Source organism: Microbulbifer mangrovi, assembly GCF_002009015.1.
Lineage (GTDB): Bacteria > Pseudomonadota > Gammaproteobacteria > Pseudomonadales > Cellvibrionaceae > Microbulbifer > Microbulbifer mangrovi.
The window spans coordinates 1-5,214 of record NZ_LZDE01000170.1; the positions used below are offsets into that span (position 1 = coordinate 1).

The 5,214-nt window shown below is 59.4% G+C and carries 5 protein-coding genes; 4 read left to right on the forward strand and 1 reads right to left on the reverse strand.

The features are described from left to right. The 4 genes from B4U49_RS01275 to rsgA form a co-directional block, all read left to right on the forward strand. A partial coding sequence (locus B4U49_RS01275; RefSeq protein ID WP_338036811.1) for a DUF2799 domain-containing protein occupies positions 1-649 on the forward strand: 649 nt, incomplete at its 5' end. 42 nt (positions 650-691) lie between these two features. Then, positions 692-1,126 carry a hotdog fold thioesterase gene (locus B4U49_RS01280; RefSeq protein WP_078082779.1) on the forward strand — a complete coding sequence of 145 codons (435 nt, stop codon included), beginning with the start codon at positions 692-694 and terminating at the stop codon, positions 1,124-1,126. Between the two features lie 29 nt (positions 1,127-1,155). Next, positions 1,156-1,860: a M48 family metallopeptidase gene (locus B4U49_RS01285; RefSeq protein WP_078082780.1), complete on the forward strand. Its 705-nt coding sequence runs from the start codon at positions 1,156-1,158 to the stop codon at positions 1,858-1,860. Between the two features lie 147 nt (positions 1,861-2,007). Then, complete coding sequence (rsgA, locus tag B4U49_RS01290; RefSeq protein WP_078082781.1) at positions 2,008-3,138, forward strand: ribosome small subunit-dependent GTPase A; 1,131 nt, start codon at positions 2,008-2,010, stop codon at positions 3,136-3,138. Positions 3,139-3,206: 68 nt separating this feature from the next. Here rsgA and B4U49_RS01295 read toward each other — a convergent pair whose 3' ends face one another. After that, on the reverse strand, positions 3,207-5,090 hold the full coding sequence (locus tag B4U49_RS01295) for a DUF885 domain-containing protein (RefSeq protein WP_239692424.1): 1,884 nt from the start codon (positions 5,088-5,090) through the stop codon (positions 3,207-3,209). Positions 5,091-5,214 lie beyond the last annotated feature (124 nt).

Genomic DNA, 5,214 nt, shown 5'->3' on the forward strand with positions numbered 1-5,214 from the left:
TCCTGAAAACCTGTACCCGGCACTTTGCCTTCACGTCTACCTCGTTACTTCGCATCACAGGCCGGATATGAAACTCTGGAAATTACTCACACTACTCGCCCTCCCCACAGCCCTGGCCCTCTCCAGCGGCTGCGCGGTAATTTCCGAAAACGAATGCCAGGCCGGGCTCTGGTACGAGCGCGGTATAGAAGACGGTGCCCGCGGTCGCAGTCAGGCCACCGTGTACAAGATCGCGCAGAAATGTCACGAGTACGGTATCCGTACCGATACCGCAGCCTGGATGCAGGGGCACGAACAGGGCGTTGAGCAGTACTGCACCCCGGAAAATGGCTTTGTGGTTGGCCGTCGCGGTAGCAATTACGAAGGTGTCTGCACTGGCCCCACCGCGGACCTGTTTCTGGCCAACTACGAGCGCGGCCTCGCCGTGTACCAGGCCGAGCAGCAGTACGCGGCACTGGCGAAGCGCTACGAGCAGGCGGAGCGCGAGGTGTACCGGATAGAGGAGTTGCTGGATGAGGTCGAATCCAAGGAAGAGCGGCGCGCCCTGCGCAGCGAGCGTCGCGGCCTGCTGCGGGAAATGCGTCACCTGGAAGCTGAGATGATGCACTTTGGTGGCTTTGGCACTTTCAATCCACAGCTGTTCTACTGATATTGTCTGGCCGTTATTGCTGCGAATTGGTAAAGGTGATTTATGGCTGTCTGGCACACTGCGAACCCGACTCTGGATCAGGTGAATCAAAGCATGGGCGATTGCATGCCCAAATACCTGGGGATGCACATTACCGAAGTCGGTGATGATTATCTGGTCGGTACCATGCCGGTTGAGGATCGCACCCGTCAGCCATTTGGTATTCTGCACGGCGGTGCCAGTGTGGCGCTGGCGGAGACGCTGGGTTCCATGGCCGCGAACATGGTGGTGGATAACAGCAAGTTTTATTGCGTGGGACAGGAGATCAACGCGAATCACCTGCGCCCGGTGCCGGACGGTGCGGTAACCGGCAAAGCGACTGCGATTCACCTCGGTCGCACCAGCCAGGTCTGGGAAATCCGTATCTACGACCAGCACGGCAAACTGAACTGTATTTCCCGGATCACCATGGCGGTGGTGCCGGTGCCCTCCGAGTAATCTTTGTTAATTCCGGTACTGCGTTTGTTGTGAGTGGGGATCTGTTTACCTTCGAGGATGTTGCCTACCGTCTGTCGCGTTCCCCGCGCCGCAAGCGTCTGGGGCTGGTGGTGACGGAGAAGGGCGCGGAGGTGCGGATTCCCCAGCGCTGTGCCGAGCGTCACGGCCACCAGTTCCTGCGTGACAATATCCAGTGGGTGCGCGCGCAGCTGCGCGGGGTGGCGGTGCGCCGGTCCCAGGTGCCGGATCATCATTTCGCGTTTGGCGCGCACTTTCCCTGGCTGGGTAACGCCCTCGAGCTGGATCGTGCGGCCCGCGCTGCCGATGCCGGTATTCGCGATGGCTACATCCAGCTTTACTGTCGCACGCGGGAGCCGGATGAGACGCAGATCCAGTCGGCGCTGCAAAAGCTGTATCAGCGGGAAGCCCTGGCGTTGCTGACGGAGAAGTCGGCCTGTTTTGCCGGGCAGCTGGGGCTGTCATTTTCCTCGGTCAAGGTGCGGCGGACCCGCAGCAAGTGGGGACACTGCACCATTCGCGGGGAGCTGCAGTACAACTGGCTGGTATGCCTCGCCCCCGAGGCGGTAGTGGATTATCTGGTGATCCACGAGGTGTGCCATCTGCAACACCACAATCACAGTGCGGCGTTCTGGGGGCTTGTGGAGAGCTTGTGTCCCGACTACCGCAAGCTGCGACGCTGGCTGAAGGACAACGGCCACAGGCTGCAACTGTAAGCATCCTCTCCCGGCAGATTTCTTTTGTCGGATTTCCTCTTCTAGTGCCACCAATTCTGATTGCCCGGACTATGCTCAGAGGCATAAAGTGCGTGCGCCCGTATCATTTGTTGATTCACTGCGGGCGACTTTTGAGGATCTGCAAAATTGAGTAAATCCCTGATTTCCCGCCGCCCGACTTTTCGGCGCGGTGTGTCTGCGGGCGACCAGAAAACAACGCCGGCCAGTGGTGCTCCCCTGGCCCGTCTTGGGTGGAAACCGTTTTTCCAGCAGCAACTTTCCCTGGAGGAACTGGAGGCGTTCGAGCCGGTGCGGGTGACGGCGGTGCACCGCAGCCAGATCGAGGTCGCCGGCGAGCGGGGCGATGAGCCCGTGTTGGTGAGTGGCCCGCTGTTTGACGACGCTGTGGAAAAGCCCACGGTGGGCGACTGGCTGTTGTTGGAGCGGGAATCCCGCAAGCCGGCGCGACGCCTCGAGCGCAGCAGCCTGTTCCGGCGCATGGCCCCGGGGGCCAAGCAGGCACAGCTGATCGCGGCGAACATCGATAACGTGTTGATCGTGTCTTCGTGCAATCACGACTTCAACCTGTCCCGGGTGGAGCGCTATCTCGCCCTGGTCAAAGAGGCCGGCTGCCGCGCCTGCCTGGTGTTGACCAAGGCCGATCTCAGTGACGACCACGAGCAATACCGCGAGGCGCTGAAGGGTCACCGGGATCTGCCGCTGGTGCTGGTCAATGCCCTCGACAGAGCCAGTGTGGAATCCCTGCGTGACTACTGCCGCAGCGGAGAAACCCTGGCGCTACTCGGCTCCTCCGGGGTGGGCAAGTCCACGCTGTTGAACAGCCTTGCCGGCAGCGAGCTGGCGGCGACCTCCGGCATTCGTGAAGACGACAGCAAGGGGCGTCACACCACGCGGCACCGCGCGCTCTACGCCATACCCGATGGCGGATTGCTACTGGACAGCCCGGGTATGCGCGAGCTCGGGTTGGCCGATGTCAGTGAAGGCCTGGCGGCAACCTTTGCGGATATCGGCGAACTTGCAGAGCAGTGCCGTTTCGCGGATTGCGCCCATGAATCCGAACCGGGTTGTGCGGTGCAGGCGGCGATTGAGTCTGGAGAGCTGGACGAACGCAGGTTGCAAAACTGGCGCAAACTGGAGCGGGAGATTCAGAGGAATACCCGGACTTTGGCGGAATCCCGGGCGCAGGAGCGCGCATTCAGTCAGTTTGTGCGCACGGTGCAGGGGCATTCCCGCGCACGCAAGAGTGGCGATGAGTAGACAGGAGAGGAATAGATAGACGAGATCCCGTGGCGTATTGCCACGGAATCTGTGCTCTTTTCGGAAGCCTAGTTCAGGGCTGCCTGGCCACCGGAATCACTCACCGGCTGGGCTTTACTGATTTCTCCGCCCTGGGATTCAATCCAGGTGTTCATGCGACTTTCCAGCACATTCAGCGGCAGGGCACCGGCGCCGAGCAGCGCATCGTGGAACTCGCGAATATTGAAGTTATCCCCAAGGGCTTCTTCTGCGCGCGCGCGGATTTCCTTGATCTTCAGCTGCCCTACCTTGTAGGCCAGCGCCTGACCCGGCCACACCAGGTAGCGATCAATCTCCACCACGATATCGTGCTCCGGCTTGGCACTGTTATTCATGAAGTACTCGATCGCCTCGTCCCGGCTCCAGCCAAGCTGGTGCATACCGGTATCCACCACCAGACGTACCGCCCGCCACATATCGTAAGTCAGCGCGCCAAACTCGTTGTACGGGTCTGTGTACAGGCCGAGGTCGTAACCGAGGCTCTCGGAGTAGAGTCCCCAGCCCTCGACAAAGCCGGTGTAGAACTTGTTGCGCCGCAGCGGGTGAATGTCACTCTGCTCCTGGGCCAGAGCGATCTGCAGGTGGTGGCCGGGCATGGCCTCGTGCACCGTCAGCGCTTCCATCTCCCAGGTCGGGCGACTTTTCAGGTCGTAGGTATTGGCAAAGAACACCCCGGCGCGGCCGGCTTCATTGGAGCCCGGCTGGTAGTAGGCGGTGGTCTGGGATTTTTCCGAGTAGCTCGGAATCGCTTTTACCCCGTAGGGCAGGCGCGGCAGGGTACCGAACAGTGCGGGCAGTTCGCCGTCGATACGCTTGGCGATATCCCGGTAGTTTTTCAGCAGGTCTTCTTTGTTGTCGTAGTAGAATTGCGGATCGTTACGCAGGAAATCCGTGAACGCCTTGAAGTCGCCATCAAAGCCGGTCTTCTTGATGATTGCATCCATTTCGCCGCGAATACGGCGAACTTCCTCGAGACCAATCCGGTGGATTTCCTCGGGGCTCATTTCCGTGGTGGTCTGTTCACGCACTTTGTAGGCGTACCAGCGGATACCGTCGTCATTTTTGGTAAATGCGGTTTCCGTATTGGCATTGGGTATGTAATCGCGCTCAACATATTCTGCCAGTCGCTGCCATTCCGGAATCAGGGTTTTCTGGTAGAGGTTCTGTGCACGGTTGCGCAGGCGCGTCTGCTGGGCGGCGGGGATGCTCGCGGGCATTTCGTAGAACGCTTTGAGCAGCGGGCTCTGCTTGGGATCTGTGGGGATCAGGGCGCGGATCTGTCCCGGTATGTCGCGCAGGGTGATCTGCGGCGGGGTCAGTTTTTGTTTCAGGCCCTTTTCCATAAGGATCTGGGTCTGATCGATCAGTGTGGGTAACTTTTCCAGGCGCGCGAGGATATCTTCGTAGTCGGCGGCGGTGCGCTTGGGCATGGCGCTGAGTACGGCCGGTACGTTGCGCTGAATGCCGCTCATGTGATTGACGGGCAGCAGGTGTTCGGGGAACTGGTAGCCTTTTACCTGCAGCAGCAGGTCCTGGTAGAGCAGCTGGTAGTCGAGCTGTTCATTTTCGGGGAGCTTGTCTTCGTCGATATGACGGCTGGCGGCGAGCAGTTCGCGGGTCTGGCCTTTGCGCCGTTCAATACCTTTGTTGGATTGATCGGTCCAGTCTTTCTCTCCACCGGGATAGCCGCGGTAGGTGGCATTTTCCGGGTAGCTTTCCATGATCCAGCGATAGCGGATGTCCTGCAGGGCTTTTAGCTTTTCGCTGGCGCCTTTTTTGGGGATCTCGCCCATGGCCTTTTCAAAGGCCTTTTGGTCCATCGCCTGTACATTCAGGCTCGCGGCCATAATGGCTGCGGATAAGCCGATCAGCTTAGAGTTCAGGATTTTTTTGAGTGGTGTTGAAAAGGACATAGTACTTCCTGTCTCTGTTTTATATTTAGTGTGTTCGGACTTTTGGCGACAAGGTGAGGATGCCAAAATTTAAGGCGGGACGCAGGGAAAGGATTTTCGGAACCGTCGCAAACAGGGATGTTTG